Genomic DNA, 25,339 nt, shown 5'->3' with positions numbered 1-25,339 from the left:
GCGGCTGGTTACGGCTGCTGCTGGATGCGGATCAGATTGCCCGCCGGGTCACGGAAGGCGCAGTCGCGCACGCCGTACGGCTGGTCGACCGGCTCCTGGACGACTTCGGCGCCCGCCGCCTGCACCTGGTCGAAGACGTCGTCGACGTTCTTGGCAGCCAGGCTGAGGCTGCCGTAGGTGCCCTTGGCCATCATCTCGGTGATGGTCTTGCGCTCCTCGTCGGTGAGCCCGGGGGTGGCTTCCGGCGGGAACAGCACGATGTTGGTGTCCGGCTGACCGGCAGGGCCGACCGTGATCCAGTGCAGTCCCTTGTAGTCGACGTCGTTGCGGACCTCGAAACCGAGGATGTCGCGGTAGAAGCCCAGTGCGGCGTCCGGGTCGTTCTGCGGAAGGAAACTCGCGTTGATGGTGATGTCCATGGCGATCACACTAAGTGCGCCCCGAAGACCGCGCTTCTCGATTCCTGATCGGTCTGGTCACCTGCTTGGCCACGCACGCTGGCATGCCTTCCGTCGCGCTCGCGGCCTGGTCACGGTAGGTGCTGGGAGGTACGCCGACCAGCTCGGTGAAGCGGGTGCTGAAGGTGCCCAGCGACGAGCAGCCGACCTCGAAGCAGACCTCGGTGACACTGAGGTCACCACGGCGCAGCAACGCCATCGCCCGCTCGATGCGCCGCGTCATCAGGTAGGAGTACGGCGCCTCGCCGTAGGCGCGCTTGAACTCGCGGCTGAGATGCCCGGCGGACATGTGCACGCCCCGTGCGAGCGCCTCGACGTCGAGCGGCTGCGCGTACTCCCGGTCGATCCGGTCCCGGACGCGACGCAGGCGCGCGAGGTCGCTGAGTCTCGCCGCGTCGGGGCTGCTGGTCACGCCGACGATCGTGCCACGCGCGCCCCTGAAGTGCCTAGAAAGCGGGATAAAGCGGGCTTTACTCCTTGGTGGAGCAAAGCCCGCTTGTCCTCAGCCTGCGACCAGGGTTCGCCCGTACGTGGTGGTGCGCTGACGTGACGGACGGCCCGCGAGCGAGGCCAGGTGGTCCAACTCGGCCGTGGTCCGCGAAGAACCGTGCTCCGAACCGGCCATCCGCGAGATGGTCTCCTCCATCAGCGTGCCGCCGATGTCGTTCGCGCCGCCGCGCAGCACCTGCGCGGTGCCCTCGTCACCGAGCTTGACCCACGAGCACTGCACGTTGTCGATGCGCCCGTTCAGCGCGAGCCGCGCGAACGCGTGCACCGCGCGGTTGTCACGCATGGTCGGGCCGGGCCGTGCCACGCCCGCCAGGTAGATCGGCGCGTTGTGGTGGACGAACGGCAGCCCGACGAACTCGGTGAAGCCACCGGTCTCGACCGCGATCCGGCCGAGCACCCTGAAGTGCCCGAGCCAGTGGCCGGGATGGTCGACGTGGCCGTACATCATGGTCGACGAGGACTGGATGCCGAGCCGGTGCGCGGTCGACACGACGTCGATCCAGGTCTGCGCGGGCAGCTTGCCCTTGGTGAGCACCCAGCGGACCTCGTCGTCGAGGATCTCCGCCGCCGTGCCGGGAATCGAGCCGAGCCCGGCGTCGCGCAGCTCGGTCAGCCACTCCTCGACGCTCACGCCGGCCTTCGACGCGGCGGACACGATCTCCATCGGCGAGAACGCGTGGACGTGCATGTCCGGGACCGCCGCCTTGATCGCGCGGACGATGTCGGCGTAGTAGCTGACCGGCAGCTTCGGGTCGATGCCGCCCTGCATGCAGACCTCGGTCGCGCCTGCCTCGGCGGCTTCGACGGCACGCGCCGCGACCTCCTCGACGGACAGCCGGAACGCGTCCGCGTCCCGCTCACGCTGGGCGAACGCGCAGAAGCGGCAGCCGACGTAGCAGACGTTGGAGAAGTTGATGTTCCGGTTGACGACGTAGGTGATGTCGTCGCCGACCACGTCGGCGCGCAGGTCGTCGGCGAGCTTGGCCATCGTCTCCAGCGCGGCGCCGTCGGCGGTCAGCAACGCCATCGCGGCCGACGCGTGCTCCGGTTCGAGCAGCGCGCCGGGGTAGTTCTCGGCGAGGCGCAATCCTTCGCGGACATCGGTGTCGAGACGCTCGGCCGACGGGACCTGGGTCTTGAGGATGTCCCAGTCGCCGTAGACGCTGTCGAAGTCACCCCGGCGGTCGGAGGTGCGGCCCTCGGTGTCGATCGAGGTGTTGAGGTCGGCACGGCCGGTGGTCTCCAGCCCGCCGTCCGGCTCCTGCCAGCGGTGACCGACGACCGGCGCGGACTCGTTCGCGAGCCCGTCCGCGTCGGCCAGCGCGGAGATGTGCGGGTCGATCCGGATGTCGAGCCACTTCTCGGCGGCCTTGACGTACTTCGGGTACACCGCGAGCCGCTCGCGCAGTTCGAAACCGGCCTCAGCGGTCAGCGCGCGCAGTTCGTCGACCGCGGGCCAAGGGCGCTCGGGGTTGACGTGGTCGGGGGTGACCGGCGAGACGCCGCCCCAGTCGTCGATACCGGCGCGCAGCAGCAGCGCGTGCTCGTCACCGACGAGGTTCGGCGGGGCCTGGACGCTGACGCCGGGCGGCATCAGCAACCGTCCGACCGCGACGGTCGCGGCGAGATCGTGGAGGTCGGCGTCCGGGGTGTCGCGCATCGCCGTGTCCGGCTTCGCGCGGAAGTTCTGGACGATGATCTCCTGGATGTGGCGGAACTGCCGCGCGCGCTGGCGGATCGCGTGCAGCGACTCGGCGCGCTCGGTCAGCGTCTCGCCGATGCCGAGCAGGATGCCGGTGGTGAACGGGACGCCGACGCGGCCCGCGTCGTCGAGCACGCGCAGCCGGACGGCGGGCTCCTTGTCGGGGCTGCCGTAGTGCGGACCGCCCTTTTCGGACCAGAGCCGGGTCGCCGTGGTCTCCAGCATCATGCCCATGCTCGCCGCGACGGGCTTGAGCCGCTGCTGTTCCTCCCAGCTCATCACGCCGGGGTTCAGGTGCGGCAGCAGGCCGGTCTCCTCGAGCACCGCGATCGCACAGGCGCGCAGGTAGTCCAAAGTGGAGTCGTAACCGCGCGCGTCGAGCCACTCACGCGCCTGCGGCCACCGCTCCTCCGGCCGGTCCCCGAGGGTGAACAGCGCCTCCTTGCACCCGGCGGCGGCGCCGGCGCGGGCGATCTCCAGCACCTCGTCGCGTTCGAGGTACATCGAGTGGAGCTTGCCGGGGACGGTGACGAAGGTGCAGTAATGACATCGGTCGCGGCACAGCTTGGTCAGCGGGATGAACACGCTGCTGCTGTACGTGACGATGCCGCTGCGGCCCTGGTCGGCGAGGTGCGCGTCGCGGACCTTCGCCGCGGCGGCCAGAAGTTGCTCGAGGTCGTCACCACGGGCGTGCAGCAGCACGGCGGCTTCGGTGACGTCCAAGGCCACCCCGTCCGACGCGCGGCGTAGTGCCCGTCGCATCGCGGAGGAGGTCGGCTTCGGCTCGGGCGGGGTGATCAACACGCGGTCAGCCATGACGCGAGCCTACGGACGTGGAGTAAGTCCTAGTAAGAGTTTTCGCTGTGAGGGATCTACGACTCACGCGGGAATAAAACGGCCTCAGCCCGCGAGCGGCGCGCGAGACGGCGGCTCGTCGGCCAGCACGGCTTCCGCCATCGCCGTCGCGGACTCGGCCTGCGCGACGGCACGCGCCTTGCGGCGCTGGCGCAGCACGCCGAGCATCATGCCGACGATCCCCAGCGCGACGGCGATGAGACCGACCGGGCCGAGCAGTCCGAAGGCGACGGAGTTGGACTCCACGACGGCGGCGCCCTGCGCGTGCGCGGCGCCCGCGCCCAGCACGAGCAGCCCGGCGGCGAGTGCCGCTCCACTGATCGCGCGCAGGGCGGATCGCATGAGCAGATGAACTGGGTTGTGCACCGGAGTGCCCTCCCGCAACGTAACGGCTCGCCCGAAGGCCTTCACCCGGAAGAGGGAACCTCTTCGCGTCGATGCTGAAAAAGCTACCCAGTGTGTCAAGACCGGTGGGTCCTGCCTCGCTGGGACGCCCAGAATAGCGACCAGGCGGGTACACACCGCGACCGGGACGGCGGCTTGCCCCTGACCTGCGACAGGGCCGAATCTGGCTGTCCGGCCGCACGCACAGGAGACAGCCATGGTGTCGTTCCCGTTCGCCACTCCGCACAGTGACCACCAGGAGACGGAAGGTGCCAAGCTGCTGGCCGAAGCCACAGTCGTCAGCGCCGAGCTCGCCGGGTCACCCATCTGGCTGGCGCTGGGGCACGACGCCTGTCGCAAGACGCTCTCGGATCATCGGTTCAGCCGCGAGGCGGCGCTCGGCCCCGACGCGCCGGTCATCGTCAGGAGCGCGGCCGACCCCGACGTGCTGACGAGCATCGACCCGCCCCGGCACGCCCAGCTCCGCCGTCTCATCGCGACCGCGTTCAGCCCGCGGATGGTGGAGGCGATGGCGCCGAGGGTCCAGCAGATCGTCGACGACCTGCTCGACACCGTGCAGGCCGGGGACAGACCGGCGGACCTGGTGCCGTCGTTCGTCGCGCCGCTGCCCATCACGGTCATCTGCGACCTGCTCGGCATGCCGGGCGCCGACCACGCCCGCATCGGCGCCTGGTCGCGCAAGCTGATGGCGTCGACGGCATACACACCGGACGAGATCGCCGCCGCCGTGACGGACATCCGCGAGTACCTGAGCGGCCTCGTCGCCGAAAAGCGCGCGAACCCCGGCTCGGACCTGACCTCGGTGCTCGCCGCCGCGCCCGAACTGACCCCGGTCGAACTGCTGGCCAATTTGCAGATGTTGCTCATCGCCGGCCACGAAACGACGGTCAACCAGCTCGGCAACTCGATCGTCGCGTTACTGCGCAACCCTGATCAACTCGCGCTGCTGCGCGCGAAACCGGAACTGATGCCGCAAGCGGTCGAGGAACTGATGCGCTACACGCGGCTCACGACCAGCACACTGCCCCGAGTGGCCACAGAGGACGTCGACCTCGACGGCAGCCTGATCAAAAAAGGTGAAGCGGTGATCGCGCTGACCGGCACCGCGAACATCGACCCGCGCGTGTTCACCGAGCCTGCCGAGCTGAACATCGAGCGCACCGACCGGGCCGGTCAGCTCGGCTTCGGCCACGGCACACATTTCTGTCTCGGCGCGCACCTCGCCCGCCTGGAACTGCGCACGGCACTCACGGCCGTGGTGACACGGTTCCCCGATTTGGCGCTGGCCGTCGACGAATCCGAGCTGCGCTGGAACGAAGGCACCCCGGTACGAGCGTTGAAAGCGCTTCCGGTCACCTGGTAGCCGAAATCGGATAGCCGACTGGCGGAAACCCGACACCCGCGGCGCCCCTGCCGGAAATTGGTCTATACCTAACGTGGTATGGACCAATTGCCGCACAAAGGAGTGCTCAGGTGTCGATACAGCGTGTCTTCGCTTCCTTGATGGCTTTCGCCGCCGCCACGACACTCGCCGTGGTACTCCCGATGTCCTCCGCCTCCGCCGCGAGTTGTGTGGCTGCCTGGAGTTCCGGGCAGGTCTACACCGGCGGCATGACGGCCTCCTACAACAGTCACAACTGGTCCGCGAAATGGTGGACCCAAGGCGAAACCCCCGGCACCGTCGACGTCTGGGCCGACCAAGGTTCCTGTAGTGGCGGCTCCACCCCTCCCGGTGGTGGCGGAAGCTGTGACTACCCGGCCTGGGTCGCCGGAAAGTCTTACGTGACAGGGAATATCGTCAAGTACACCGACGGCAAGTACTACATCGCCGAGCACGACAACCCCGGCTACGACCCGGTGATCAGCACCTGGTTCTGGGACCCGTACACCTGTGGAGGCACTCCGCCGACCACGCCGCCCACCAATCCCGGCGGGTTCGTGGTGAGCGAGGCCCAGTTCAACCAGATGTTTCCGAGCCGGAATTCCTTCTACAGCTACGCGGGCCTCACCGCGGCGATGAGCGCGTACCCGGCCTTCGCGCAGACCGGCAGCGACACCATCAAGAAGCAGGAGGCGGCGGCGTTCCTCGCCAACGTCAACCACGAAACCGGCGGACTGGTGTACATCGTCGAACAGAACACGGCGAACTACCCGCACTACTGCGACTACAGCCAGTCTTACGGCTGCCCTGCCGGCCAGGCCGCTTATTACGGCCGAGGTCCGATCCAGCTCAGCTGGAACTTCAACTACAAGGCGGCGGGCGACGCGCTCGGCATCAACCTGCTCGGTGACCCGTGGCAGGTGGAGCGCAACTCGGCCGTCGCTTGGAAGACCGGCCTTTGGTACTGGATGACGCAGAACGGCCCCGGCACGATGACCCCGCACAACGCGATGGTCAACAGCCGCGGCTTCGGCGAGACCATCCGCAGCATCAACGGCAGCCTGGAATGCAACGGCGGCAACCCCGGCCAGGTGCAGAGCCGGATCGACGCCTACCAGCGTTTCGTGCAGATCCTCGGCACCACCCCGGGCGGCAACCTGTCCTGCTGACCCGAGGTGTCCCTGCTGCCGGGATGACTCCCGCATCATCCCGGCAGCACCACCTGCCCCACGCGTCCGGCTTGACCGACTTTCGTTGTGGGGCAAGCGGTTAGAGCCTGCGCGCGACTCGGAAACTCCTCCTTACCGTGATCTTCGGGGCCGTCACCCACGACGGCCCCGAAGATGTGAGGAGCCGCAGATGCGCTTAAAAGAAGCGTTTGCCCTACTCGCCGCCGCAGTCCTGCTGACCGGGCTAAGCACCGGCACCGCTTCGGCCCAACCGCTCACCCGTGGCTGGCCTGCCCCGATCGACGCAGCCCGCTGGCAGAACCAGGACGACATGACCTGGGCCGACTACCACAAGGTGCCGGGCACGAACTGGGCCGATCCGTCGCTCAAGCCCACCAAACGGACCTTCAAGGGCGCCGTCGTGCTCGCCGACTACCCCGACCAGAACTTCGTCGTGACGCAGCCGCCGAACTCGACCGTCTTCGGCAACCCCGGTGTCGCCGCGAGCAACATCCCGCGCGCGAACGTCGCCAAGTACTACCAGGACTTCCTCAACAAGCCCGGCGCGCTCAACCACGGGCACACGATCAACGAGTACTGGATGGAGGACTCGCTCGGCCGGTTCGGCGTGCAGCTGACCGCGTTCGGGCCCTACCGGATGCCCGGCAAGTCCTTCGAGTACGGCATGGAGTTCCAGCCGGGCGCCTGCCCGCCGGACGCCAACTGCAACCGCAATCTCCGCACCGACGCCGGCAACGCGTGGCGCGCCGAGGTCGGCGGTGGGGCGAACCAGTTCGACTTCATCTTCTACCTCTCCGCGGGCCAGGACGAGAGCTCGACGTGGCAGGAATTCGGCGAAATGAAGTTCGGCAGCAAGGAAAACGTGCCTGACACCTTCGGCCCGCCGAACCACAACCTGCCCAACTACGCCGCCACCCGCTACGTGCCATGGACCTCGTGGAAGTCCGCCGCGAGCATCTGGCCGAACGCGCAGAGCGGCAGCTCGACCCAGGCCGAAAGCTCAGGGCAGTCGACCTACGCGCACGAGTTCAGCCACATCCTCGGCATCGCCGACAACTACAACAACCCGTTCGGCACCCCGCCATCACGCGACTACAGCGGACCGTGGGAAATGCTTTCGCGTGGCACGTTCAACGGTCCTGGCGGCCCGCACACCCGCTGGCAGATCCCGGCCACCCAGGGCAGCTCGATGGGCTCGCAGCACATGATCCGCAACAAGATGAAGCTCGGCATCGTCGACCCGGCCGCCATCCTCCAGCTCGACCGCAACAAGCTCGCCACCACCGGCCCGGTCACCGCCCGCGTCACCGCCCGCGTGGCGGCGCCACTGCCCGGCACCTACAGCGGCCTCAACATCAAGCTCACCGGCGGCGACAAGTCCCCCAAATGCGACCGCGCCAAAGATCCGTTCTGTGACGGCGGCGGCTACGACAACTACACCGTCGAGGTCGTCGACCGTCTCGGCGCGGACTCCTTCAACCCGGATTCCGGCGTGCTGATCACCAAGACGAAGAACGCGGACAGCGCGCCCTTCGAGTGGGTCATCGACGCCAACCCGGGTGACATCGGCATCACCGACTACAAGAAGCCGGACGGCACCCCGGTCAAGATCACCATCGGCGACTACCGCCAGCTCAACGACGCCGCGTTCAAGGCGGGCACCGGCGCGGCCAGCCCCTACGAGTACACCGATGTGGCTAACCGGCTCCACTTCCTGATCACCGACGTCGCCAAGGACAGCCGCGGCGTGCTCACGTACACGGTCACGGTCGCCTCGCTGGACGGCGTAGGCACCCAGGCGCGTGGCACCACGCTCTGGCCGTCACCGCCCGCGTTCGGCGAAGGTGGCCTGGCTTCCTGCGACTTCACGCTGCTGAACAGCGGATCGTCGCGCGGCGCCGAGGCCCCGTACGACACCGACACCTACCGGCTGACCGCGTCCACCGACGCGCGCGGCTGGGAGGTTCGCCTGCCGAACGCGCTCGCCACGGCCAAGTTCGGCCAGCACGTCAAGGTCACCGCGCTGGCGAAGCGAAGCCAGGGCGGTGACCTCACCGCACGGGTCAAGCTGACGGCGACCTCGATCAGCGACCCGTCGAAGACCGCGACAGGCACCTGCACCGCCTTCGGCTTCTAATCGAAAGGGGTCGTGAGTGGTACGGCCGGTTCTAACCGGCGAAAACACTCACGACCCCTTGAAGCCTGCTCGTCTCAGTACCCGCGCGGCGGCTGGCCGAACTGCCCGGGATAGCCGTACTGCTGCGGTCGCTGAACCTGTCGCTGCCCAAGATGAAGTGGCAGCACGGAAACCAGCGACAGCAGTTTTCCGAGCACTGCCAGCACATCGTCCGGCTTGGTCCGGCCGAAGATCGGATGCTCGACGTAGACCAGCTCGTTCCCCACGAGCGACCAGGTGTGCAGTTTGAGCTGCCGCATGGTGCTCATCACCTGCGGCGTCAGTATGTGCACGGCGAGATTCGGGTCGGTGCCGATCAGCTTGTACCACCGGTTGAACTTCCGGTCGGCCGTCGCGGGCTCGGGATAGGCGTCGGTCTCGAACGCGGAGTCCACACTGGACACGATCTGGAAGTTCGGCATCGCCACGGGCAGCGTCACCACCCGCACCGAGTCGATGGTGATCGTGTCGAGCTCGTTGATCTTCTTGTTCGTCCACCGGGTGTGCACGCTCGTCACGGTCGGCCGCCGGTGGAAGTCGAACGTCGTGAACGGCATGCCCTGGTACGCGCCGGCCAGCATGCCGAACGCGAGCCGCTTGTCACCGTGCTGGCTGAACGGCAGCACCCGCCACCGTCCGAGCAGATCCGGCGCGTCCGCGCGGAAGTGCCAGCCCTGCGCGAGCGAAAGCTGGTAGCGCTCGGAGTTGGTCGTCTCGATCCGGTTGGCCTCGTTGGTGTCCACGGTCCGCCCCAGTCGCGTCGCTCAGTCGGAGTAGGTCACCGTGACCGGCGCATGGTCCGACCACCGCTCGGCATACGTCTCGGCACGCTCGACCACCGCGAGCTTCGCCCGCTCGGCCAGCCCGGGAGTGGCGACCTGCAGGTCGATGCGCCAGCCGGCGTCGTTGTCGAACGCCTTGCCGCGGTAGGACCACCACGTGTACGGGCCGGGGCCTTCCGGGTCGAGACGGCGCTGGACATCGACGTACCCGGCCTCGCCGTAGACGCGGTCCATCCACGCGCGCTCCTCCGGCAGGAAGCCGGAGTTCTTGCGGTTGGTCTTCCAGTTCTTCAGGTCGACCTCGGCGTGCGCGATGTTCCAGTCACCGACCACCAGCACCTCTGAGCCCGACGCCTCCGCCTTGCCACGCAGTTCGACGAGATAGGGCAGGAACGCGGCCATGAAGCGTTCCTTCTCGTCCTGCCGAGGCGTGCCGACGTCGCCGCTGGGCAGGTACAGGCTCGCGACGATCACCCCGGGAAGGTGCACCTCGACATAGCGGCCGCTGTCCTCGAACTCGGCCTCACCGAAGCCGATCCGCACCAGCTCGGGCTCGATCCGGCTGAACACCATGACGCCGTTGCGCCCCTTGACCACGGAGCTCGCGTGCGCGACATGCCAGCCTTCCGGCGCGGCGACGGCCGGCGGCAGTTCGTCGAGCTCGGCGCGCACCTCCTGGCAGCAGACGACATCCGCCTCGGTGGCGGCGAGCCACTCGACGAAGCCCTTCTTGGCGGCGGCGCGCAGGCCGTTGACATTCACAGTGGAGACCGTCAGCACGCCAGCGAGGCTACCGGCAGGGTCCGACAAGTCCGCTCAGGCCCGTCAGGCGTTCAGCTTCTCCGCCAGCGCGGCCTCGTACTTCGCGGCGATCTTCCGCAGCTGGGGACCCATCGTCGGCTCCAGCAGCCGCAGCACACCGTTGGTCTCGATCACCACGTCGCAGACGACCTCGGTGCCCTCGCCACTCGGCTGGATGTGCCAGGTGCCGGACACGGTCACCGGCCCGGGGGCGAGCGTGCGAAACGCGACCTCGTTCGGCTGCGAGGCCTCGGTGAGCTCGACATCGCTCGACGTCTCCTTGCGGCCCGGCTTGACCTTCTGCCGGTACTTCGCGCCGACCTGCCCGGTCTCGCCCGACACCAGCTCGGAGGCCAGCACGTCGAACCGCCATTCCGCCTGGTTCGTGAAGTCGACGAGGTAGGCATAGACATGCTCGACCGGCCACGGTGTCACCACCTTGGTCTGCACCTTCTTCATGACGCGCCTGCCTTCCGAGAACCGGGATCGGTAATCGTGGGAGTCGCTCCGACTCCACACCCGTTACGCGGACGGCTCTGCGAGGTTCACTGTGAAGTTGTGAGGGTGTCCAGCCAAGCGCCCACCTCCTTCGCGTAGCGCTCCGGCTCGACCCGGTGCGGGGTGTGCCCGGCCTCCGGGAAGGTGGCCAGCCGCGTACCCGGCCGCGACTGGACCATCTCCCGTGCCTCGGCGGCGGACAGCACCTCGCTGCGCCCGCCGTGGATCAGCAGCGCCGGGCAGCCGGACCCGAGCCAGTCCGGCCACCAGTCACCGCCCAGGCTCCGGCCCGCGGACTCGATTTCGGCGGCGCGCCACCGAAATCCCCAGCCGTCTTCGAACTCGGCGGCGTTCTCGAGGAAGTAATCCTCTTGACCGGCCATGGCTTCGCCGAGTGCCCGCCGCAGGTCGCGGAAGGCGTCGAATCTGACGGGGAGCTCGTACATCCAGCCCGCGGGTCCGGGCTCAGGCCTGGCACCGATGTCCTCGACCACGATCGCCGTGACCAGCTCGGGGCGCCAGCAGGCGAGCTGGAAGGCGTTGACGCCGCCTAGCGAATGCCCGAGCACCGGACACGGGCCCATGCCCAGTCGCTCGATCATTTCCGCGGCGTCGGACACGAAACCCTCACGCGAGTAGCAGGAAGCCGCGTCCGACCAGCCGTGTCCACGCTGGTCCGGTGCGACGACGCGCCACCGCGGGCCGAGTCGCCTGGCGAGGCCGGCGAACATCCGCCCGCGTCCGCACATGCCGTGCAGCGCGAGCAACGGCCGCCCTGGCCCGCCTTGGTCGAGATAGGCGAGCCGGCGTCCGTCCGCGAGAGTCAGGAACCGGGTTTCCATGCCCTCGTGTCTAACAGGGCACACCGACAGTTTTCGAAGATCGGCAGGTCAGCCGCAGTTGGCGGAGCCTTCGAGCGGCTTGACGAACTCGGCGGACACCCACTTGCCCTCGGCGATCTTGCGGTAGCCGTTCTGCACGAGCGGGAGCGCGTCGATCTTCGCGTCCTTGGTGTACTTGCCGACGATGCCGCCGTTCACGGCCGGCGCGTCACGCGCGTTGAGCACGTCGGCGGTGACGATCACCTTGCATCCCGTCGGCGAACTCGCCGCGGACTGCTTGTCGGAGCCCAGCACGTAGACGATCAGCACACCGGCCAGCACGGCGATGACGATCAGCATCTTCTTCGGAATGCCCAAGAACACCTGTGCTCCTCAGGACGGAACTTGTCCTCGACCAGGGTAGACACACAGTGGGCCCGGCGGACAGCTCTGGCGCGATCAACCACCCGACAGCGCCAATGGCGTGACCACCCCATTACAAAAAGTGACGGCCTCCTTCGCGAACGAAGGAGGCCGTCACGGTCGATCAGGTGAAAATCAGCCCGCGATCTTCTTGGCGAGGTTCTCGTCGAGGGTCGCGAGGAACTCCTCGGTGGTCTGCCAGGCCTGGTCGGGGCCGACCAGCAGTGCGAGGTCCTTGGTCATCTTGCCGCTCTCGACGGTCTCGACGACGACCTGCTCCAGCTTGGTGGCGAAGCCGATGAGCTCCGAGTTGGAGTCCAGCTTGCCGCGGTGCTCGAGGCCACGGGTCCACGCGTAGATGGACGCGATCGGGTTGGTCGAGGTCGGCTTGCCCTGCTGGTGCTGGCGGTAGTGCCTGGTCACCGTGCCGTGCGCGGCCTCGGCCTCGACGGTGCGGCCGTCCGGGGTACGCAGCACCGAGGTCATCAGGCCGAGCGAGCCGAAGCCCTGCGCGACGGTGTCGGACTGGACGTCACCGTCGTAGTTCTTGCACGCCCAGACGTAGCCGCCCTCCCACTTCATCGCCGCGGCGACCATGTCGTCGATCAGGCGGTGCTCGTAGGTGATGCCCTTGGCGTCGAAGTCGGCCTTGAACTCGGCCTGGAAGATCTCCTCGAACACGTCCTTGAACATGCCGTCGTAGGCCTTGAGGATCGTGTTCTTGGTCGACATGTAGACCGGGTACTCACGGTCGAGGCCGTACTGCAGCGAAGCGCGCGCGAAGTCCTCGATCGACTTGCGGTAGTTGTACATGCCCATGGCGACGCCGCCGCCCTCGGGGAACTTCGTGACCTCGAACTCCATCGGCTCGGAGCCGTCGTCCGGGGTGTAGCTGATGGTCAGCGTGCCGGGACCGGGGACCTTGAAGTTGGTCGCCTTGTACTGGTCGCCGTGCGCGTGACGGCCGATGATGATCGGCTTGGTCCAGCCCGGCACCAGGCGCGGGATGTTCTGGATGACGATCGGCTCGCGGAAGATGACACCGCCGAGGATGTTGCGGATCGTCCCGTTGGGCGAGAGCCACATCTTCTTCAGGCCGAATTCCTCGACCCGCGCCTCGTCAGGGGTGATCGTCGCGCACTTGACGCCGACGCCGTGCTTCTTGATGGCGTTCGCGGAGTCGATGGTGACCTGGTCGTCGGTGCGGTCGCGCTCCTCGATGCCCAGGTCGTAGTAGTCCAGGTTGATGTCCAGGTACGGGTGGATCAGCTTGTCCTTGATGAACTGCCAGATAATGCGGGTCATCTCATCGCCGTCAAGCTCGACGACGGTGCCCTGGACCTTGATCTTGGCCATGAGCGACGGTGCTCCTCTCGCGCGGATCTTCGCGTCTTCTTAAGCCTCTGGGTAGCGGTACGAGCGTACTGCTAAACGGACCTGAATGGTTCTAGAAGTGGTCAGTATCAAGTCTCTCAGCAGGCCATTGTGTGCGACATCACCGGGCGGGATCGTAGGGGGATGAGAGCTTTGGGGATCGGGGGCGCCCTGCTGCTGCTCGCGGGGTGCGCGCCCGCGCCGATCGAAGTCAAAGCGCAGGTCGACTGCGCACATCCGCCCGCTTTCGACGGCAATGTGATCCAGGCGCAGTCGACCGGCGGAACGGTGTTCGCGGTGCTGTTCACCACCGGCGCCATCACCGCGGGCGTCGAGACGAAGATCGTCTGGCGGATCACCGGCACCGGGCCCGCCCGGTTCAGCGCGACGGGGCCGGACTTCCAGGCGGTCGGGCCGACGTGGGGGCCGGAGGGACATGGTGGCTCGACACTCGACGTCCCCGGCGAGGAATGGGGCACCGGGTTCGCCTTCCCCACCCGCGGCTGCTGGACGATCCACGTCGCGCGCGACGACGTGAACGGGTCGCTGAGCCTGCCCGTGGGCTAATTACGATGGCGGCCATGGGATTGTTCACGGTGCCGGAGGCGCGCGCCGAGCTCGCCCGCCTGCGTCCGGTACTCGACGAACTGGTGGCCGTCCGCGCGGACGCCGCCGAACTGGTCGCCTCCCTGAACCCCGGCGGCACCCCGACCGAACTCGGCGGGCTGCCCGAGCTCAAGGGCGCGCAGGCCAGGCTCGACGAGCTGATGACCACGGTCCAGCGCACGGGCGCGGAACTCAAGGGCTTCGCGCCACTGCTGGTCGACTTTCCCGCCGACCTCGATGGCGTGCCGGTGCTGTTGTGCTGGCTCGAAGGCGACCCCGAGCTCGGCTGGTATCACCGGCTCGACCTGGGGTTCGCCGGGCGCCGCCCGCTGGACTAAAGCGTCTCGCGGTACGCGTTCACCGAGCGGGTGAGCTCCCGCAGCGTGGCGTGCAGCTGGTTGAAGCGCACCGGGGGAAGTCCCATCGCCTCGGTGACGGCACCGGGGATGCAAGTGGCCTTCGCGCGCAGCGCGTCGCCTTCTTCGGTAAGCGTCACGCGCACCGAACGCTCGTCTTCGCTGCGGCGCTCGCGACGCACGAGCCCAAGCTTTTCAAGCCGCTTGAGAAGCGGTGACAGCGTGCCGGAGTCCAAGCTGAGCGCCTCGCCGATCTCGGTGACACCGCGGTCGCCGTGCTCCCAGAGGGTGAGCATCACCAGGTACTGCGGGTAGGTGATCTCCAGCTCCTTGAGCAGCAGCCGGTACAGCGCGGTCACCGCACGCGAAGCGGCGTACAGCGAGAAGCACAGCTGGTCGTCGAGCAGGGGCGTTTCTTCCACATCGTCCATTGTGGTCACACCTTTCCCGCCTCGCAATCTAAGTGCGCTACATCTCATCGCGCACAGTTTAGTTGTGCACAACTTAGTTGCTCGCTAGCTTATCGGGCAGACAGTCCACCGGCACTTGAGGAGACCGAGATGACCGCCAACCCGCACAACCTCGCGCTGGAACCCGCCGCCCAGGCCTTCGCCGAGGCCACCGACAACCCGCCCTACCTGTTCGAGCTGGATCCGTCCGAAGGCCGCAAGGCGGTCGACGAGGTCCAGTCGGGTGAAATCGCGAAGCCTGCCGTCGATATCGAAGACCTGACCGTTCCCGGCGGGCCCAAGGTCCGGATCTTCCGCCCGGAGAACGCGACCGGACCGCTGCCGGTCCTCGTGTACCTGCACGGCGCGGGCTGGGTGTTCGGCAACGCGCACACGCACGACCGGCTCGTCCGCGAACTCGCGGCAGGCACGGGAGCCGCGGTGGTCTTCCCCGAGTACAGCCTTTCCCCGGAGGCCCGCTACCCCATCGCGATCGAGGAGAACTACGCGGCGGCGAAGTGGGTGGCCGAGCATGGCGCCGAGCACGGCTTCGACACCACGCGCATCGCCATCGCGGGCGACTCCGTCGGCGGCAACATGACCGCGGCCGTCACCCTGCTCGCCAAGCAACGCGGCGACGTGAACTTCCTGCAGCAGGTGCTCTTCTACCCGGTGACCGACGCGAACTTCGACACCGAGTCCTACCTGCGCTTCGCCGAGGGCTACTTCCTCGGGCGCGAGGGCATGAAGTGGTTCTGGGACCAGTACACGACGGACCCGGCCCAGCGCGCGGAGATCACCGCGTCACCACTGCGCGCGAGCCTCGACGACCTCGCCGGGCTGCCGCCCGCGCTGGTCATCACCGGCGAGGCCGACGTGTTGCGTGACGAGGGCGAGGCGTACGCCGCGAAGCTGCGCCAAGCCGGTGTCGCGGTGACGGCGGTGCGCTATCAGGGCATCATCCACGACTTCGTGATGCTCAACGCGCTGCGCGAGACCTACGCGGCCGAGGCCGCTATCACCCAGGCGATCACGACGCTTAAGAAAGCGTTCGGTCTCTGAAGTAGCGCCTCCGGGTGCCGGATCACCCTGACCTTGGGCGATCCGACACCGGAAGTCGATTCAGCTAACGCTCGAAGTGCACCGAGCCACGGAACGCCGGGTGGTCAGGACCGCTGCATCGCTGTTCGAACGTGGCGTCCAGCGCGACGAGCTGCTCGCCGTCGCGCTCGATGCGCGTGATGGTGAAGGCGGAGTAGTCATCGGTACAGCCGAGGCCTCCGGAAATGGCGAGAATGTGCGCGCCGCCCGCATGGTCGTAAGTGCCGGGCCGCAGCGAGGCACCGTCCGGGCCGGTGAATTCGAGTGCGAAGTAATCGAACCCGCCGTTCGCGTCCGCGTCGACCTTGAGGACGTTGCCGCTTTCGCGGATCATCACCTCGTGGTCGGGCCCGGCCACCCAATGCCCGCTCTGCCCGCCGAACGGGAAAGCACCGTCCTCGGCGACGAAGTCGACGGTCTCCGGAATGCTTTCCGCCGACGCGGCGGGCGCCAACGCGGACCCGATGCCCGCGACGACAGCACAAACGGTCAGTGCACGACGAAACATGTACTCCCCCAGGAGTCGATGCCGTCCCCCATGGATCGGCAGCCTCGATAGTGCCACAAAAGTCTTTCAGCCCTCGGAGTTGCCGATGGCCGGGACTACGGCTTGAGCCAGACCCGCAAGTCGCCCAACGGCGTGAAGCCGCAGTCCACAGCGGCCGCCAGGTCGGCGCCGTGTTCGTAGCCGACGATCGGTCTCCCCGGGAACCGCGTGGCGATGGCGGCGGTCACGCCGGACCAGGCCTCGGCAGGATCGCCTGTCGTGAAGAGGTTGGACAGGCCGACGACCTCGCCGCTGACGTTGACGATCGCGCCGCTGCGCCAGCGGTCATCGTCGAAGTGGCCGAGTACGGACACCGAGTCGTCGGCAGGGAAGATTTCGAGGTCGAAATCCGCTGTGCGCAAGGTTTCCGGGTCACGGACGACGATCCAGGGCGACGGCGCCGGAGCGGGGCGGCAGGTGATCCAGGTCGCGGTGAAAAGGACTTCGAAGCCTTCGAGGTCGAGGCTGGCGAAGCTGTCCTTGACCGAGCAGCCGGAGGTGGTGTCGATGGCGGGCAGGATGTCGGCCGCGGTGGCGGCCGGATCCAAGGTGACGGCGTCGGGGTAATACAGCGGAGTGCGGGACTTCGCGGTCCAGGCGAGCGGAGTGAACTCGCCGGGGTTGGCGTTGGCGCGGCAGACGAGGTCACACCACCGCGCGTTGTTGTGGACGGCTTCGGCGAGTGTCACCGGCGTGCCAGCCAGATGACGTCCGGTTCACCTTTGGGGACGGGGATTTTCAAGACCTGCACCTCGTTGAATCGGGAGCGGAGACGGCGGGTGAACTTGGAATCGGCCTCGGCACTCCAGACCGCGACCACACCGCCAGGTCGCAGCCGATCGGCGAGTGCTTCAAGACCCGCGTCACCATAGAGCGCCTCATTACTCTTCGTTACAGTCCATTGTGGACCATTGTCGATGTCGAGGCACAGGGCGTCGAACCGCTCTTCAGTGCGGTGCAACCACTTCACGAGGTCACTTTCGACGACGGTGACCCGGCGGTCGGCGAGCGCGTCGCGGTGGACCTCGCGCAGCGGGCCGGTGCGGTTCCATTCGATGACGGACCGTTCCCGTTCCACGACGACGATCTCGCCGACCCCGGGATGGTCCAGCGCCGCCCGCAGTGAGTAGCCGACGCCGAGCCCGCCGATCAGCATCCTCGCCTTGCCGGGCACCATGTCCGCGGCGACGGAGACGAGCAGCCGCTCCGACTCGCCGTTACGGGTGTCCATCAGGAAGACACCGTTGGCGATCACCTCGAAATCGGCGCCGTCCTGGCGCAGCACGAGTTTGCCGCAGACTCCGTTCACCTCATCGAGCACCTTGGTCACCCAGCCACCATAGCGATTTCTCCCCGATCGCCCCCTGTACGACGCAGCCGCCTGCTCTTAACCTGGAGTGACGGAGGTACGCCATGCATGCGACAGTCGGAGACGAAATCCACGTCCACGGCCGCACCGTGGGCGCGGGCGGCCAACGCGGCGAGATCATCGAAGTCCGCGGCGCGAACGGCTCGCCCCCTTACCTGGTCCGCTTCACCGACGGCCACGAAGGTCTCGTCGTACCCGGCCCCGACTGCGAAGTCGAAGCCGCCGGTTCGAAGAAGTAGCGGTCACAAGAGCCCGGCGAGCTTGTACAGCACCAGGCTGCCCGCGACCGCGACGTTGAGGCTCGAACCGGTACCCACCATGGGAATCTCGACGGCGACGTCCAGCAACGCGACGGCCTCGTCCGGAATCCCGGACTGTTCATGCCCGAGCACCGCGACCGTCCGCCCGCGCGCGGCAGGCAGCTCGGCGAGCCTCATCGCGCCCTCGGCCAGTTCGACGCCGACGACCGCGCTGCCCGCCTTCCGTTCCCTGCCGAGCCAGCCGAGCGGATCGCCGACCCAGTGCACACAAGCGGGCTGGCGCAAGGTGTTCCCCCTGCGCAATGCTTCCGGCACCCAGGGATGACGCGGCACCGCGAGGCACGCGCCGACGGCATCGCAGGTCCGCAGCAGCGTGCCCAGGTTGGCGCCGTGCAACGGCCACAGCGGAGCCGCGACCAGATGTCCCCAGCAGGAATGCCTTCGGCGGCGCCGGGACGCCTTGAGTTCCGCGCGACCGCGGACCCGGATCGACGGGCTCACCAGAGCCGAGGTTCGGGGCCTCCAAGGTTGATCGTCATGACTCCAGTCTAGGTCAAGTCGCGTACGGGACCGGCAAGTTCACGTGCACGAAGGGCCAGTTCGCGTGCGCGAGAGGCAAGTTCGCGTACACGAGGGGCGAACATTCGTGCGGGGCAAGCGAACTCGGGTCCCAAGTCCGCCTGCCGTGCTCCCCAAGACGAGTGCCCGGTCAGTCGGCATCCGTACCTGGATGGACGACACGCGTACCCGGGCAGTCGGCACGCGAGCCTGAGCAGTCGGCACGCGAGCCTGGGCGTCGGACACGGCGGGCGGGGGCGGGTTAGGCGGGGGCGGGCTCCAAGTCGGGGGTCGGGGTGGGGGCGGGGCGGCGGAAGCCGAGCAGGATTACGAGGAGGGCCAGTGCGCTGAGGATGGCTGCGGCCTCGGGGAGGAGGCGGGGGCCTGCCGAGTGGAGGACGGCGCCGCCGACCAGGCCGGAGAGTCCTACGCCGAGGTAGATGGCGGAGGCGTTGAGGGACAGGACGAGGCCGGCCTGGCGGGGGGAGAGTTCGATCAGGCGGCTTTGGATGGGTGGGTTGACCGACCAGGTGCAGAGGCCCCAGAGGAAGAGGATCACCGCGGCGCCCAGGACGGTGGTCGAGGCCAGGGGCAGGGTGGCGAGCACGAGGGTGGTGGCGGTGAAGACCACGAGGAGGGGTCGGCGGGGACCCCAGCGGTCGGTGACGCGGCCGCCGAGCCAGTTGCCGATCGCGCCGCCGATGCCGTAGCAGAACAGCAGCAGGCTGACGGCCGTGCCGTGCACGCCCGTGGTCTCCGCCAGTACCGGCGCGATGAAGGTGTACACGCTGAAGGCGGCGAGGCAGCCGAGGACGGTCGCGCCCATCATCGCGAGGACGCGAGGGTCTGCGGCGGCCATGAAACGCTCGGCCAGGCGGACCGGTGGCGGCGGGGCGACCTTGGGCAGCACCAGGCCGACCGCCGCCGCTCCCAGCAGCGAGAAGGCCGCGACCAGCGCGAACACCATGCGGTAGCCGAAGTGCTGAGACAACAGGCTGCCCAGCGGGACGCCGAGAATGGTCGCGATCGTCAGCCCGCCGAACACCAGCGCGACCGCGCGGCCGCGGTGCTCCGGCGCGGTCAGCTCGGCCGCCACGGCGCTGGCCGCGGGCGTGAACACGGCGGCGCCGATCGCGGTGACCACGCGGGCCGCGAGCAGTGGCTCGAAGCCGGAGACCACCGCGGCGAGCGCGTTGCCGAGCGCCGTGATGCCGAGTGCGACGACCAGCAGGCGGCGCCGCTCCCAGCGCCCGGTGGCGGCCGCGAACAGCGGGGAGCCGATGGCGTACGCGATGGCGAAGGCCGTGACCAGCTGGGCTGCCGTCGACGGGGACACGGCGAGCTCCGTCACCAGCGCGGGCAGCAGCCCGGCGACGACGTACCCGCTGGTGCCGACGGCGAACGTGCCCAAAGCGAGTACCGCGGTGCGTGGTGGAGCTGGCATCGGATCCCCAATGTTCGATAGCTGTCGTACTACGAAGAACACCGTACTACGAGGGTCCGACAATTTCGATGAGTGTCGTACTATGGACGCCATGAGCGCACCCATCGAAGCCGTCCTGCAGGCACTCGCCGACCCGGTCCGGCTCAAGATGGTGCGGCAGCTCGCCAAGGAGGACGGCGAGATCTCCTGCAGCGGATTCGACGTCGCGGTGACCAAGTCCACACTCACCCATCACCTGCGCACACTGCGCGAAGCCGGCGTGATCCAGGCCAGGCAGCAGGGCACCACAAGATTCAATTCGTTGCGGCGCAACGATCTTGACCTCGCGTTTCCCGGGCTGCTCGACGCGATCTTGACCGCGCCCGCCGTCGATCACCAGACGAGTGGGCAGCCTCACGCGATATCGGGATGACAAAACATCCCCTCATAGGTTGAACTAACTGCAGGACAGCTCAGCGACGTCGGGGGCCCCGCTGACTGTCTTTATTCATGCCCGTGAACTGTATCGATTCAGTACCTGAAAGGAGAGCCGTGCCCATCGCGCTGCTCGCGCTCGCCATCGCCGCATTCGGCATCGGCACCACCGAGTTCGTCATGATGGGCGTGCTGCCGCAGGCGGCCGCCGACTTCGGAGTGTCCATCCCCTCGGCGGGCTATCTCATCTCCGGCTACGCGCTCGGCGTCGTGGTCGGCGCACCGCTGCTCACCGCGGCCGCCGTCCGGCTGCCGCGCAAGACCATGCTCCTGGCCATGATGGGCCTGTTCACCCTGGGCAACGTCCTGTTCGCGTTCTCGCCGAACCAGGAGTTCGGGGTCGCGTTCCGTTTCGTCGCCGGGCTGCCGCACGGCGCGTTCTTCGGCGCCGGCGCGGTCGTCGCGTCGAGCCTGGTCGAAAAGGGCAACCGCGCCAAGGCCGTGTCCATGATGTTCATGGGCCTGACGCTGGCCAATGTCGTCGGCGTGCCGCTGGGCACCCTGCTCGGCCAGCGCGTCGGCTGGCGTGCGACGTTCCTCGTGGTCTCGCTGATCGGACTGGTCGCCATCGCCGCGATCGCCAAGCTCGTCCCGCACCAGGGCCGCCCGGAGAACCCGTCGCTGCGCGGTGAACTCGACGCGTTCCGCCGCCCGCAGGTGTGGCTGGCGCTGGCGATCGTCACGTTCGGACTCGGCGGCGTGTTCGCCTGCCTGTCCTACATCGCGCCGATGCTCACCGACATCGCCGGGTACTCGCCCGGCCACGTGACGGTGCTGCTCTCGCTCGCCGGTGTCGGCATGACCATCGGCAACTACGTCGGCGGCCGCCTCGCCGACAAGCGCCTCATGCCGAGCCTCTACATCTCGCTGCTCGCGCTGGCCTCGGTGCTCGGGATCTTCACGATCACCGCGCAGGGCAAGGTCGGCGCCGCGATCACGATCTTCTTCGTCGGACTCGCCGGCTTCATGATCGGCCCGATGATGCAGGCCAGGATCATGGAGAAGGCAGGCGGCACGCCGTCGCTGGTCAGCGCGGCCGTGCAGTCGGCGTTCAACATCGCCAACTCGATCGGCGCCTACCTCGGCGGCCTGGTGATCGCCGGCGGCCTCGGCCTGGTGGCGCCGAACTGGGTCGGCGCGCTGCTGGCCGTGTTCGGGCTCAGCATCGCCGTGGTTTCCGGCGGGCTGGACAAGCGCGAAGAGCGCCAGCTCGCGCTCGCCTAGGAGACGCGAACACTAGGAGTCGAACGGCCCGCCGGTGATCGTGAAGGTCACGAACAGCATCAGGGTGGCAAGGCCCGCGTAGGTCAGGAAGTCGACGGCCTTGCCCCTGATGGCCAGCAGACCGGCCTGTTCATCGGACAGCACCGCCCGCAATACCGCGCCGACCAGCAGCGCGGCGCCGATCAGCGCCGCGCCCTGGCGCCAGTGGTACTGCCCGATCCGCAGCGCCGCGACGGCGACGATCAGCATCACCACCGCGAACGGCAGCTGCGTCAGCCGGGTGCGCTTGGGCGTCACGACACTCACGCGAGCGATCGCTCAGCGGCTTCGACGACATTGCTGACGAGCATCGCCCGCGTCATCGGCCCGACACCGCCGGGGTTCGGCGACAGCCAGCCGGCGACCTCTTCGACACCAGGCGCGACATCGCCTGCGAGCTTGCCGTCCACTCGGGACACACCGACGTCGAGCACGGCGGCGCCGGGCTTGACCATGTCCGGCGTGATGATCCCCGGCACCCCGGCGGCGGCGATGACGATGTCCGCGCGCTTCACCTCGGCCGCGAGGTCGCGGGTACCGGTGTGGCACAGGGTGACCGTCGAGTTTTCACTCCGCCGGGTGAGCAGCAAGCCCATGGTGCGACCCACGGTGATCCCGCGGCCGACGACCGTGACGTTCGCGCCGTTCAGCGGGACGTCGTGGCGGCGCAGCAGTTCGATGATCCCGTAAGGCGTGCAGGGCAGCGGCCCCGGCTGGCCGAGCACGAGGCGGCCGAGGCTGCCCGGCGCGAGCCCGTCGGCGTCCTTCTCCGGCGCGATGCGCTCCAGGATCGGGCCCGCGTCCAGGTGTTTCGGCAGTGGGAGCTGCACGATGTAGCCGTGGCAGGCCGGGTCGGCGTTGAGCTCGTCGATGACGGCTTCGAGCTTCTCCTGCGTGATGTCGGCAGGCAAGTCGCGGCGGATCGAGTTGATGCCGATCTTCGCGCTGTCCGCATGCTTCATCTTCACGTAGGAGTGCGAGCCGGGGTCGTCACCCACAAGGACGGTGCCGAGCCCGGGCGTCACCCCCCGCTCAGCGAGAGCCGCGACGCGGGGCGCGAGCTCCGCGAAGATGGCGTTTTTGGTGGCCTTGCCGTCCAGAACGATCGCCGTCACGGCGCCCATTCTGGCAAAGCCGTCTCCGACGGGTTCAGTGTGGACACATTTGCCCAGGTCAAGGCATTTCAGAAGGTGTTCAAGGCCGCAAACCTCACATGCGGGGTGCACAGCGGCCGTTGAACAGTCAAAATGTTCACGTGGCACAACCGACGACCCAGCTGAACGCGACCGAGCAGGACACACTGGTCAAGCAGATCGGCCTTGCCCTGCTGCGAGCCGCCCCGCGCGACTGGCGCCGGGTCACCGCGGAGTACCGAGCCGTCGGCAGGTACCACGAGATGACCGGCGAGATCATCACCGAGGACGGCGCCGCGGTCGAGTGGGTCGCCACCCACGACATCGCGACCCTGTTCGGCAAGCTCCGTGCCGGGATGTACCGGGACGGCCGCGGTACCTGGTTCAACGCCAAGTACCAGCTGGACCACCCGTCGAGCTACAACCTGGAGTACAACCGCGACGAGCCGCGCTGGCACCTCGCGCCGCCGCCGCAGGCCTACTCCGACGAGCTGCGGATGTTCCCGCGCTCGGAGGAGAACGTCCCCGAGTGGCTCATCCGCCGCATGTCGGGGCTGCAGCCGGAAGGCGGCCCCCGGTTCCGCATCGCGCGGATCTTCGACACCATCGGCCCGGCAGGGCGTCCGGTGATCAACCGGCCCGACCTCGAGGTCGACGAGCAGGACAGGCTGCTCGACTACCTCGACGCCGCGCCGCTCGTGGTCTCCGAGCGCGGCTACGACGTCGACCGGCTCGCCCAGACGCCCGAGGCGACCGTGCCGGTGGCGTTCCACAGCGACGGGCAGTGGATCTGGCCTGCCGCCGTCAACTTCTACCTGCGTGAGTACGGGGTGTCTCCCGAGCCTGACCTGGTCGAGCACATCAGGGGCACCGGGTTCGCGCTGCCGGAGGCCGACGAGGCGACGCTGCAGGCGGCCGCCGCGTACCTCCAGCCGCCGCGGCCTGCCCAGGTCCCGCCGCAGGCCAGTGCGCCGCCGCCCCCGCCCCCTGCTCCCCCGGTCGCACCGCCGCCGGCGCCGCCGGCGGCCGAGCCGGAGCCGCCCGCGCCCGTCGCGGCCGAGCATCCGCCGTTCGAGGACGAGTTCGACCAGACCCAGATCCACGATCCGTTCATCGACGACTTCGACGAGGAAGAGGAAGCGTTCCACCAGCCGGAGCCTGCCGCTCAGCTGATCGAGGAGAGCCCGGAGGAGATCACCGAAGAGGTGCCTGCCGGGATGGGCGCGAACGGCACCGAGCCCGGTGTCGAGCACCCGACCGCGTTCGCGCCGCCGCCAGTGCCCGAGCCTGTGCCGCAGGCGCCGGTGGTCCCGGTCGTGCACGAGCCGGAACCAGAGCCGGAGCCCGAACCCGAGCCGGAACCGGAACCCGAACCGCGTGAGCCGGTGCTGAACCAGCTGCAGGCGAAGCTGGGCGAGCTGAACGTGCCCGCGGAGGCGTACCGCATCGGCGAGCCGGCCGACCGTGGCTGGAGCGTCGAAGAGATCGAGTCGGGCTGGCGGGTCGGCTGGTACGACGGCGAGCTGACCAACCCCGCCGTGTTCGGCGACGCCGAGGACGCCGCGGCGTTCATGCTCGGCAAGCTGCTGCTCGACCCGGACGGCCAGGCCTTCGCCGCGCCGCCGGAGCCGGAACCCGAGCCCGAACCGGAGCCGGTCGTCGAAGAGCCGCCCGCGCCGGTCATGGCGACGTTGACGCCGGAGCAGGCGACGGGTGTGCCCGCCGCGGCTCCCCCGGCGCAGGACGACTTCGACCCTCAGGCGACGCTCGCGGAGGACCCGCGTGGTGGCCCGCCCACCATCGCGGCGCCGCCGCTCGCCGCCACACCGCCTCCCCCGGCACCCTTGCCGCAGCGTGGACAGGGAGCGCCGATCCCGCCTCCGCCCGCCGCACCGGCCGTCCCGCCGGTGCCTCCCGCACCGCCGGCGCCCCCGCGCCGGGAGCCGCCGCCACCTGCGCCGACCGTCGCGGTTCCGGTGCCCCCGAGGCAGGAGCCCGCTCGCGCGGCCGCTCCTTCGTCGAACCAGCAGTGGCCGATCGGCCCGATGGCGGGCGAGCCGCCGTTGACGCTGTTCCGAGGCAAGGAGCTCCGCGAGCTGCCCGCGGGCAGCGAGCTCGACCGCTTCGGTGGCCCGAACGGCAACCTGACGTACGCCGCCGGGACGCCGTTCGAGGAGCGCTCGCTGGTCCCGGAGTGGGTCAACCGGCCGTACCACGTGTACCGGGTGCAACGCCCGATCGAAGCACTGGCAGGCGTCGCGATCCCGTGGTTCAACCAGCCCGGCGGCGGCTCGGCCTACCTGCTGCCCGCCTCGATCGAAACCCTGCTGGCCGAGGGCGACCTGATCGAGCTGGACCCAGGCGAGCCCCCGGTCGACTGAGCCAAAAAAATCCCAATGTGGC

28 protein-coding genes are annotated in these 25,339 nt (G+C 68.4%); 10 read left to right on the top strand and 18 right to left on the bottom strand.

Translation table 11 applies throughout. The features are described from left to right. Window positions 1-8: 8 nt before the first annotated feature. The 4 genes from ACFV15_RS18055 to ACFV15_RS18040 form a co-directional block, all read right to left on the bottom strand. A complete protein-coding gene (locus tag ACFV15_RS18055; RefSeq protein WP_378351598.1) occupies window positions 9-419 on the bottom strand; it encodes a VOC family protein in 411 nt (136 codons plus the stop codon). 10 nt (window positions 420-429) lie between these two features. Continuing rightward, window positions 430-870 carry a helix-turn-helix transcriptional regulator gene (locus ACFV15_RS18050; protein ID WP_091293893.1) on the bottom strand — a complete coding sequence of 147 codons (441 nt, stop codon included), beginning with the start codon at window positions 868-870 and terminating at the stop codon, window positions 430-432. A 90-nt stretch (window positions 871-960) separates the two neighbouring features. Then, window positions 961-3,486: a bifunctional FO biosynthesis protein CofGH gene (locus ACFV15_RS18045; RefSeq protein WP_378351597.1), complete on the bottom strand. Its 2,526-nt coding sequence runs from the start codon at window positions 3,484-3,486 to the stop codon at window positions 961-963. A gap of 84 nt (window positions 3,487-3,570) precedes the next feature. Then, window positions 3,571-3,867 (bottom strand): hypothetical protein, encoded by a 297-nt coding sequence (locus ACFV15_RS18040; RefSeq protein WP_378351596.1) that lies wholly within the window; start codon window positions 3,865-3,867, stop codon window positions 3,571-3,573. Between the two features lie 259 nt (window positions 3,868-4,126). Between ACFV15_RS18040 and ACFV15_RS18035 the strand changes: the two genes are divergently transcribed. The 3 genes from ACFV15_RS18035 to ACFV15_RS18025 all read left to right on the top strand — a co-directional run bounded on the left by ACFV15_RS18035 (window position 4,127) and on the right by ACFV15_RS18025 (window position 8,638). Then, complete coding sequence (locus ACFV15_RS18035) at window positions 4,127-5,293, top strand: cytochrome P450 (protein WP_378351595.1); 1,167 nt, start codon at window positions 4,127-4,129, stop codon at window positions 5,291-5,293. Between the two features lie 140 nt (window positions 5,294-5,433). Then, window positions 5,434-6,480 carry a glycoside hydrolase family 19 protein gene (locus ACFV15_RS18030; RefSeq protein ID WP_378351631.1) on the top strand — a complete coding sequence of 349 codons (1,047 nt, stop codon included), beginning with the start codon at window positions 5,434-5,436 and terminating at the stop codon, window positions 6,478-6,480. Between the two features lie 190 nt (window positions 6,481-6,670). Further along, window positions 6,671-8,638, top strand: a complete 1,968-nt coding sequence (locus ACFV15_RS18025) for a M6 family metalloprotease domain-containing protein (RefSeq protein WP_378351594.1) — start codon at window positions 6,671-6,673, stop codon at window positions 8,636-8,638. A 74-nt stretch (window positions 8,639-8,712) separates the two neighbouring features. Here ACFV15_RS18025 and ACFV15_RS18020 read toward each other — a convergent pair whose 3' ends face one another. From ACFV15_RS18020 to ACFV15_RS17995, 6 genes are all read right to left on the bottom strand, one after another. Beyond that, entirely contained in the window at window positions 8,713-9,420 is a 708-nt protein-coding gene (locus tag ACFV15_RS18020) for a hypothetical protein (RefSeq protein WP_378351593.1), read from the bottom strand. Window positions 9,421-9,441: 21 nt separating this feature from the next. Further along, window positions 9,442-10,239, bottom strand: a complete 798-nt coding sequence (locus tag ACFV15_RS18015; RefSeq protein WP_378351592.1) for an exodeoxyribonuclease III — start codon at window positions 10,237-10,239, stop codon at window positions 9,442-9,444. Window positions 10,240-10,284: 45 nt separating this feature from the next. Next, entirely contained in the window at window positions 10,285-10,719 is a 435-nt protein-coding gene (locus ACFV15_RS18010; RefSeq protein WP_378351591.1) for an SRPBCC family protein, read from the bottom strand. Between the two features lie 86 nt (window positions 10,720-10,805). Next, window positions 10,806-11,600 carry an alpha/beta fold hydrolase gene (locus ACFV15_RS18005; RefSeq protein ID WP_378351590.1) on the bottom strand — a complete coding sequence of 265 codons (795 nt, stop codon included), beginning with the start codon at window positions 11,598-11,600 and terminating at the stop codon, window positions 10,806-10,808. A 48-nt stretch (window positions 11,601-11,648) separates the two neighbouring features. Beyond that, a complete protein-coding gene (locus ACFV15_RS18000; RefSeq protein ID WP_378351630.1) occupies window positions 11,649-11,939 on the bottom strand; it encodes an SH3 domain-containing protein in 291 nt (96 codons plus the stop codon). 198 nt (window positions 11,940-12,137) lie between these two features. Continuing rightward, window positions 12,138-13,358: an NADP-dependent isocitrate dehydrogenase gene (locus tag ACFV15_RS17995; RefSeq protein ID WP_378351589.1), complete on the bottom strand. Its 1,221-nt coding sequence runs from the start codon at window positions 13,356-13,358 to the stop codon at window positions 12,138-12,140. 162 nt (window positions 13,359-13,520) lie between these two features. On the opposite strand from ACFV15_RS17995, the gene ACFV15_RS17990 reads away from it, so the two are divergent. Beyond that, the gene (locus ACFV15_RS17990) at window positions 13,521-13,943 is read left to right on the top strand and encodes a hypothetical protein (RefSeq protein WP_378351588.1); all 423 of its coding nucleotides are present in this window, start codon (window positions 13,521-13,523) and stop codon (window positions 13,941-13,943) included. 14 nt (window positions 13,944-13,957) lie between these two features. After that, a complete protein-coding gene (locus tag ACFV15_RS17985; protein WP_378351587.1) occupies window positions 13,958-14,320 on the top strand; it encodes a DUF2203 domain-containing protein in 363 nt (120 codons plus the stop codon). Here the strand turns inward: ACFV15_RS17985 and ACFV15_RS17980 are convergent. After that, window positions 14,317-14,769: a MarR family winged helix-turn-helix transcriptional regulator gene (locus ACFV15_RS17980; protein WP_378351586.1), complete on the bottom strand. Its 453-nt coding sequence runs from the start codon at window positions 14,767-14,769 to the stop codon at window positions 14,317-14,319. The genes ACFV15_RS17985 and ACFV15_RS17980 overlap by 4 nt on opposite strands. Before the next feature lie 129 nt (window positions 14,770-14,898). Between ACFV15_RS17980 and ACFV15_RS17975 the strand changes: the two genes are divergently transcribed. Then, the gene (locus tag ACFV15_RS17975; protein WP_378351585.1) at window positions 14,899-15,849 is read left to right on the top strand and encodes an alpha/beta hydrolase; all 951 of its coding nucleotides are present in this window, start codon (window positions 14,899-14,901) and stop codon (window positions 15,847-15,849) included. A gap of 64 nt (window positions 15,850-15,913) precedes the next feature. Here the strand turns inward: ACFV15_RS17975 and ACFV15_RS17970 are convergent, their stop codons facing one another. The 3 genes from ACFV15_RS17970 to ACFV15_RS17960 form a co-directional block, all read right to left on the bottom strand. Next, window positions 15,914-16,396, bottom strand: a complete 483-nt coding sequence (locus ACFV15_RS17970) for a hypothetical protein (protein WP_378351584.1) — start codon at window positions 16,394-16,396, stop codon at window positions 15,914-15,916. A 95-nt stretch (window positions 16,397-16,491) separates the two neighbouring features. Then, window positions 16,492-17,124: a hypothetical protein gene (locus tag ACFV15_RS17965; protein ID WP_378351583.1), complete on the bottom strand. Its 633-nt coding sequence runs from the start codon at window positions 17,122-17,124 to the stop codon at window positions 16,492-16,494. Beyond that, window positions 17,121-17,765, bottom strand: a complete 645-nt coding sequence (locus tag ACFV15_RS17960; protein WP_378351582.1) for a spermidine synthase — start codon at window positions 17,763-17,765, stop codon at window positions 17,121-17,123. The genes ACFV15_RS17965 and ACFV15_RS17960 overlap by 4 nt, the downstream gene beginning before the upstream one ends. Before the next feature lie 83 nt (window positions 17,766-17,848). Between ACFV15_RS17960 and ACFV15_RS17955 the strand changes: the two genes are divergently transcribed. Continuing rightward, window positions 17,849-18,043: a DUF1918 domain-containing protein gene (locus tag ACFV15_RS17955; protein WP_378351581.1), complete on the top strand. Its 195-nt coding sequence runs from the start codon at window positions 17,849-17,851 to the stop codon at window positions 18,041-18,043. 3 nt (window positions 18,044-18,046) lie between these two features. Here the strand turns inward: ACFV15_RS17955 and ACFV15_RS17950 are convergent, their stop codons facing one another. Next, entirely contained in the window at window positions 18,047-18,565 is a 519-nt protein-coding gene (locus ACFV15_RS17950; protein WP_378351580.1) for a TrmH family RNA methyltransferase, read from the bottom strand. A 319-nt stretch (window positions 18,566-18,884) separates the two neighbouring features. Further along, a complete protein-coding gene (locus ACFV15_RS17945) occupies window positions 18,885-20,066 on the bottom strand; it encodes an MFS transporter (RefSeq protein WP_378351579.1) in 1,182 nt (393 codons plus the stop codon). A gap of 91 nt (window positions 20,067-20,157) precedes the next feature. Here ACFV15_RS17945 and ACFV15_RS17940 point away from each other — a divergent pair, with 91 nt between their 5' ends. Together ACFV15_RS17940 and ACFV15_RS17935 are read left to right on the top strand one after the other, a co-directional pair. Beyond that, window positions 20,158-20,478, top strand: coding sequence for an ArsR/SmtB family transcription factor (locus ACFV15_RS17940; protein ID WP_378351578.1), 321 nt, complete (start codon window positions 20,158-20,160; stop codon window positions 20,476-20,478). A gap of 119 nt (window positions 20,479-20,597) precedes the next feature. Next, window positions 20,598-21,764, top strand: coding sequence for an MFS transporter (locus ACFV15_RS17935; protein WP_378351577.1), 1,167 nt, complete (start codon window positions 20,598-20,600; stop codon window positions 21,762-21,764). Between the two features lie 12 nt (window positions 21,765-21,776). Here ACFV15_RS17935 and ACFV15_RS17930 read toward each other — a convergent pair whose 3' ends face one another. Further along, on the bottom strand, window positions 21,777-22,013 hold the full coding sequence (locus ACFV15_RS17930; protein WP_378351629.1) for a DUF3017 domain-containing protein: 237 nt from the start codon (window positions 22,011-22,013) through the stop codon (window positions 21,777-21,779). 53 nt (window positions 22,014-22,066) lie between these two features. Then, window positions 22,067-22,918 (bottom strand): bifunctional methylenetetrahydrofolate dehydrogenase/methenyltetrahydrofolate cyclohydrolase, encoded by an 852-nt coding sequence (locus ACFV15_RS17925; RefSeq protein WP_378351576.1) that lies wholly within the window; start codon window positions 22,916-22,918, stop codon window positions 22,067-22,069. Between the two features lie 98 nt (window positions 22,919-23,016). Here ACFV15_RS17925 and ACFV15_RS17920 point away from each other — a divergent pair, with 98 nt between their 5' ends. Further along, entirely contained in the window at window positions 23,017-25,317 is a 2,301-nt protein-coding gene (locus tag ACFV15_RS17920) for a TNT domain-containing protein (RefSeq protein WP_378351575.1), read from the top strand. Window positions 25,318-25,339 lie beyond the last annotated feature (22 nt).

Source organism: Amycolatopsis sp. NPDC059657 (assembly GCF_042734395.1).
Lineage (GTDB): Bacteria > Actinomycetota > Actinomycetes > Mycobacteriales > Pseudonocardiaceae > Amycolatopsis.
This window is presented reverse-complemented; position numbering and strand designations above follow the sequence as displayed.

Coding starts and splice junctions, on each gene's coding strand:
- ACFV15_RS18055 (WP_378351598.1), bottom strand. CDS start 419: ATGGACATCACCATCAACGCGAGTTTCCTTCCGCAGAACGACCCGGAC.
- ACFV15_RS18045 (WP_378351597.1), bottom strand. CDS start 3,486: ATGGCTGACCGCGTGTTGATCACCCCGCCCGAGCCGAAGCCGACCTCC.
- ACFV15_RS18040 (WP_378351596.1), bottom strand. CDS start 3,867: ATGCGATCCGCCCTGCGCGCGATCAGTGGAGCGGCACTCGCCGCCGGG.
- ACFV15_RS18035 (WP_378351595.1), top strand. CDS start 4,127: ATGGTGTCGTTCCCGTTCGCCACTCCGCACAGTGACCACCAGGAGACG.
- ACFV15_RS18030 (WP_378351631.1), top strand. CDS start 5,434: ATGGCTTTCGCCGCCGCCACGACACTCGCCGTGGTACTCCCGATGTCC.
- ACFV15_RS18025 (WP_378351594.1), top strand. CDS start 6,671: ATGCGCTTAAAAGAAGCGTTTGCCCTACTCGCCGCCGCAGTCCTGCTG.
- ACFV15_RS18010 (WP_378351591.1), bottom strand. CDS start 10,719: ATGAAGAAGGTGCAGACCAAGGTGGTGACACCGTGGCCGGTCGAGCAT.
- ACFV15_RS18005 (WP_378351590.1), bottom strand. CDS start 11,600: ATGGAAACCCGGTTCCTGACTCTCGCGGACGGACGCCGGCTCGCCTAT.
- ACFV15_RS18000 (WP_378351630.1), bottom strand. CDS start 11,939: ATGCTGATCGTCATCGCCGTGCTGGCCGGTGTGCTGATCGTCTACGTG.
- ACFV15_RS17995 (WP_378351589.1), bottom strand. CDS start 13,358: ATGGCCAAGATCAAGGTCCAGGGCACCGTCGTCGAGCTTGACGGCGAT.
- ACFV15_RS17990 (WP_378351588.1), top strand. CDS start 13,521: ATGAGAGCTTTGGGGATCGGGGGCGCCCTGCTGCTGCTCGCGGGGTGC.
- ACFV15_RS17985 (WP_378351587.1), top strand. CDS start 13,958: ATGGGATTGTTCACGGTGCCGGAGGCGCGCGCCGAGCTCGCCCGCCTG.
- ACFV15_RS17980 (WP_378351586.1), bottom strand. CDS start 14,769: ATGGACGATGTGGAAGAAACGCCCCTGCTCGACGACCAGCTGTGCTTC.
- ACFV15_RS17975 (WP_378351585.1), top strand. CDS start 14,899: ATGACCGCCAACCCGCACAACCTCGCGCTGGAACCCGCCGCCCAGGCC.
- ACFV15_RS17970 (WP_378351584.1), bottom strand. CDS start 16,396: ATGTTTCGTCGTGCACTGACCGTTTGTGCTGTCGTCGCGGGCATCGGG.
- ACFV15_RS17955 (WP_378351581.1), top strand. CDS start 17,849: ATGCATGCGACAGTCGGAGACGAAATCCACGTCCACGGCCGCACCGTG.
- ACFV15_RS17945 (WP_378351579.1), bottom strand. CDS start 20,066: ATGCCAGCTCCACCACGCACCGCGGTACTCGCTTTGGGCACGTTCGCC.
- ACFV15_RS17940 (WP_378351578.1), top strand. CDS start 20,158: ATGAGCGCACCCATCGAAGCCGTCCTGCAGGCACTCGCCGACCCGGTC.
- ACFV15_RS17930 (WP_378351629.1), bottom strand. CDS start 22,013: ATGCTGATCGTCGCCGTCGCGGCGCTGCGGATCGGGCAGTACCACTGG.
- ACFV15_RS17920 (WP_378351575.1), top strand. CDS start 23,017: ATGCGGGGTGCACAGCGGCCGTTGAACAGTCAAAATGTTCACGTGGCA.